Here is a 5599-nt window from a genome sequence, read left to right on the forward strand (position 1 = left end):
AACATAGACAAGTGATCTACTTCCAGTCCATAATACACTGGAACGAGGCACTAGAAGCTTTTTCAGATTTCCTGGTACAGTCATTACTTCAACTGTCGCCCCCGGCTCCAGTTTCAATTCGTTATTATTAATCTCAATTATCACCTTGGAAGTGTTTGTTTCTCTATCAACCAATTTACTCACCTGTAAAACTTTCCCGTTATATTTTTCAGAATAATTTCCAACAACATTGACCACAACCTCTGCTCCTATTTCAAAACTTTTTTTCTCTAATTCATTAGCATCAATCTCCACCCAAACCGATGTTATATCTACGAATTCAAACAAGACATTCCCCTTTCTAGCATATGCTCCTTGATTTGCAGACTGACCCAACAAAATCCCGGAACGTTCTGCATAAATATTTGCATTAGGAGATAAATCCTTCGATTCAGCTAATCTTTCTATTTCCATATCTGGAATCTGCCAGCCTTTAAGCACATCTACAGCTTGTTGATACATTTTAACCTTCTTATCATTCTTATACCTAAGCGATACAATAAAATGCCGTACCGCTTGAACGTATTCGTCTGAATAAACAACCGCCAACAACTCTCCTTTTTTAACATATTGACCAATAGTACTTACAAACAGCTTTTCTAAACGTAATGGATAATGTGCAGGAATCGTCCAAACATTTTTCTGATCGACAACTACATTACCAGGCATTTTAACACCCACCATCCTACCTTCGTTGCTTTCTACAAGTACAGTTTCTATCCCGGCATCTTTAATTTCATTATCACTGAATTGAATTAAGCTTTTATCATCAAGGTTATTAGATGACATTTCAACCAAATCCATTGAACAGAGAGAACAACTTCCTGAAATTGATTTAATAATCTCAGGGTGCATAGAGCACGTCCATCCGATAGACTGAATAGCTATTCCTGAAGACTCAACCTCATTATTTAATATTGTTTTACCGATCAAAAGCCCCAAGCCTAATGATGCAGATATTGCGACAACTAATATTTTCAAATTCTTACTCATGGTTTGCATTGCTTATTTTATTCTCTTGCCACATACTATAAAGTACGGGTATCGTGAACATTGTTATGACTGCCAACATCATTCCTCCTATAGATGGTATCGCCATAGGAAGTAGTACATCTGCTCCAGACCCATTTGAAGTCAGAACTGGAATCAGCGCCAAGATAGTAGTAGCGGTTGTCATTAACGCCGGACGAATCCTCTTCTTTCCTGCTTCTAACACAGCAAGTCGAATATCTTTTATAGTAGCTGGTCTACCTTCAAAGGAGTTTCGTAAATAGGATACAACCAACACTCCGTCATCTGTTGAAATCCCAAACAATGCAATAAAACCCACCCACACTGCAACGCTCAGGCTAACCGAATTCATTTGAAATATTTCGTACAAGTTAATCCCCAGTAAATCGATGTTCAAAAAACCACTATGACCATATAGCCACATTAGAATAAAAGCCCCTGAGAAAGAAACAAAGACTGATGAAAAAATAATTAATGCAGTGGTTATTGATTTAAACTCAAGATATATAATCAACAAAATCACCAATAATGTAAAAGGAATTAAAATGCCCAAGCGTTTATTAGATCTAACGATGTCGTTATACGTGCCAACAAAAGAATAGCTAATCCCCGATGGTATAGATATAACGCCCTCTTCAATTTGGGCCTCTATTATTAGCTTGGCATTCTCTACAACTTCCACATCTCCAAACCCTTGAATCTTATCGAACATTACATAGCCTACCTGAAAACCATTTTCGCTTTTTATTGATTGCTGTCCTTTTACATAACTAATATTAACCAGCTCTTTTAATTTCACTTGCTTCCCACTATTCGTAGGAATTAAGATATTATTCAATGACTCTTCTGAATCAAGAAAATCTTTGGGATATTTAATCCGAACAGGTAATCGTTCTCTTCCTTCAATTGATTCTAAAAGAGATACACCTCCTAGTGCAAGTTCTAAACAATCATTCACATCTTTTACCGACACACCAATATTAGCCATTGATCCTCTTAAATATTCTAATTCAAGATATGGTTTCCCAATAGACTGTTCAGCAAATACTGAAGACACATCGATCCCTTCAACATGTTTTAGAACTCGTTCTAACTCGACACCCATTTTCTCAATCGCCGCTAAGTTCTTACCCGTAATTTTTATTCCCATTGGAGCTCGCAATCCCGATGATAACATTATCTGTCTTGTCTCCATAGGTTGAAGTTTGGGCGCAACTGTTAGACCCAAAAACCTTGTTGCATCCGAAATCTCTTGCCAAATATCATCCCTATTATGGATATGATCCCTCCATCGTCTTACGGTCTCTCCTTTTTCATTGAGACCATACTCCTTTTTATAATTAATCACATTTTCAAACATATTAATAGGTGCCGGATCTAGGGCACTTTCAACTCTTCCTAATTTACCTATTACCTGATCCACTTCAGGTATTCTTGAAACAGCCACATCTAATTTATGCAGCATATGTAGATTTTCTTCCATTCCAGAATGCGGCATAGTTGTCGGCATATGCAAAAATGAACCTTCGTTAAGCGAAGGCATAAACTCTTGACTTGTGTTAAATAAAATAGAGGTTCCAAATGCCAAACATCCAATTGGAAGTGTTAGAAATTTCCATTTATTCTCGAGCGACCAATCGAGTAAAACAGGATATACGTTCAAGAACCAGTTGAAACATTTTAAACTACCTCCAATCAATATAAAAACGAAGAGAGAATTAGATACAAAGAAAGAATGCTCTCCTAAGGGCATCCAGGTTTTGGCCAAGAGAAGAGTCAATAAAACGACATACATCCAAACTTTATAATTCTTCTTATCGAAACTAACATAGCTATTCTTAATCACGCCAATAAAACCAACAAGGCCTACACTGACAACAAAAAGGCCATACCATATATCGTAAAATAGGGTAACAACACCTAATCCAATTATTATAAAGTTTAATACATTAAGTACAATTCTTCGAGTTAGGCAAAGAGAAAACAGCGTATGTAAAATGGTTGGAATAGCAACTATTGAGATTAAAAAAGCGCCAAGAATCGATGCGGTTTTGGTAATAATCAACGGAGTAAACAGTTTCGCTTCGGGTCCCTCCAACGCCAATAATGGCAAAAAACTAATCAAAGTAGTGGCAACCGATATTTTTACAGCCGAGGCAACCTCTATAGTTCCTGCATAAATAAGCTCTAACTTATTATCATCTTGATTTGAGTTTTCTAATCTTGCAACAATATTTTCCGCAAATACAATAGCCATATCTACCATAGTTCCAATAGCTATCGCTATACCGGCTAATGCAATAATATTAGCTTCTATATTTAGAAACCTCATAACCACAAAACTGAGAAGAACTGATAACGGAAGTACACTTGCAACAACCAAAGCAGCACGAACATTTGCCAACATTACGAGTATCACAATCAGAGTAATCAAGATTTCCAACCAGAGCGTTTGGGTTAATGTGTTAATTGTTTCTTCTACCAATAAAGACCTATCATAAAATGGGACAATATGAACTTTTGATAATGTACCATCCGAAAGATGTTTGGATGGTAACCCAATAGAAATCTCTTTAATTCTTTTTTTAACATTCTTAATAACCTGAGCTGGGTTTGCCCCATATTGCACTACTACAACGCCACCGACAGAAGGCACGCCATTTTTATCTAAAGCCCCTCTCCTCACCCCTGGTCCAATTACTACCTGAGCAAGATCTTTAATTTTTATTGAAACCCCATTCTTAGTAGATACTATAAGATTCTCTATATCGGTAATCCCTTTAACTCCTCCTAAACCTCTCACGAAATATTCCACCCTATTTATTTCAAGTGTGCTTACTCCAATATCCTTACCTCCATTCCTAACTGCACTTGCAACCTGAAGAAGAGATATCCCAAATCTTTCAAGCAATAAAGGATTAACATCTATCTGATACTCTTTCTTATATCCACCAATTGAAGCTACTTCAGCAACACCCTCTACAGACATCAAAGCATGCTTAATATGATAATCTTGAGCCGTTCTTAAGTCTTCCAACCCCCAACCGCCAGTAGTATTGCCTTTATCGTTTTTCCCTTCAAGTGTATACCAGTATACCTGCCCTAAAGCCGTAGCATCTGGTCCTAAAATTGGCTGCACTCCATTTGGTAAGTCTCCGGGTGAAATTGAATTCAGTTTTTCCAGAATTCGAATTCGAGAACTATAAAACTCCATATCCTCGTTATAAATGACATAGATTGTTGAAAGTCCGAACAACGAATTACTCCTAATAGTTTTGACACCAGGTATTCCAAGAAGATAGCTTGTAAGGGGATAACTAATTTGATCCTCTACATCCTGAGGCGACCTACCTTTCCATCTTGTGATTATAACTTGTTGATTTTCGCCAATGTCAGGAAGTACATCAGCATTAACAGAATAATCTGGAAAAATCCCTTTGTCTATACTAAAAGGAAGAGTTGAGATTCCTGTGAATATAATCGACAACAATAAGAACACTGTTATTATTTTGTTCTCGATGAAATACTTAATCAATTTATTTAGCACTATATAATTATTGATTTTTCACTTTATATTATTGTTGCCAGATTTTCACGTCTTCAAGTTAATAATATCTAAACATTCTACCCTTCTATTCTAGGCTCACCCTTAAACATTAACTAGTTTTAATGTATGTCTATGAGCCTTAATAATATAAAAGCAATACTTCCAGCTTCAATTGCTGTAACTGCCGCGTACAGCACAAGCCTATTTGGCTTATATGTACAGCCTCAACTTCTAATTCCTTTAATGGAAAAATTTCAAGCTACAGACCCTGAAATAGGACAATTGTTTATGGTAGAGAATCTTTTCTACTTTATCTTTCTTGTAGTGGCTACTGTGCCGATTACAAAATATTCTAGAACAAAAATAGCCTATGTGGGTACAATCTTTTTAGTTCTAGGAAACCTTGGATCTGCCTATGCAAATACTATAGATTCTCTAATGCTTTTACGTGCATTTGTTGCGATAGGATCGGGAATAGTATCTGGTGCTGCGACTGCCTCAGCATCCTCTTCTTCCGAACCGGAACGAACTTTTGCTCTTTCTGGAGTAATGTATTTGTGCATCTTTTCTATCTCGCATGCTCTACTGCCATACATAGTTGAATGGATGGATATAAAAGGAGTTTATTTATCTCTAGCCTTGTACTCACTACTTATTATACCTGCCTATATGTACTTACTACCGCCTATTCTAAAGAACATTGGAAATAGCGATTTTATTACAGAAATCAAGAATGCCCCTTACAAGGCATTGGCAATTATTGCCATGTTTGGGTTATTAATTTATGAGCTAGGTCAAAATGGAGTATTTACTTACATGGATAAATTAGGTGCCAATACGGGTATAGAGTCCGAAGAACGTGGCCTTGCACTATTTCTCTCTTCATTATTTGGTATTAGCGGTGGCATACTAGCAACATGGCTTGGTACAAAATACGGCCGCTTCAAGCCTCTACTTATCGGTGTAATCCTCAATATAGGTATAGGTGCCCTGTTCACAATT

At 36.8% G+C, this 5599-nt stretch carries 3 protein-coding genes; 1 reads left to right on the forward strand and 2 read right to left on the reverse strand.

Annotated features, from left to right (window positions below):
• Both HRT72_00600 and HRT72_00605 read right to left on the reverse strand, forming a co-directional pair.
• On the reverse strand, positions 1-1032 hold a 1032-nt coding region (locus tag HRT72_00600; GenBank protein NQY66215.1), incomplete at its 3' end, for an efflux RND transporter periplasmic adaptor subunit.
• Complete coding sequence (locus HRT72_00605; protein NQY66216.1) at positions 1025-4597, reverse strand: efflux RND transporter permease subunit; 3573 nt, start codon at positions 4595-4597, stop codon at positions 1025-1027. The genes HRT72_00605 and HRT72_00600, both read right to left, overlap by 8 nt.
• Positions 4598-4729: 132 nt before the next feature.
• Here HRT72_00605 and HRT72_00610 point away from each other — a divergent pair.
• A partial coding sequence (locus tag HRT72_00610) for an MFS transporter (protein NQY66217.1) occupies positions 4730-5599 on the forward strand: 870 nt, incomplete at its 3' end.

This window comes from Flavobacteriales bacterium (genome assembly GCA_013214975.1).
Classification (GTDB): domain Bacteria; phylum Bacteroidota; class Bacteroidia; order DT-38; family DT-38; genus DT-38.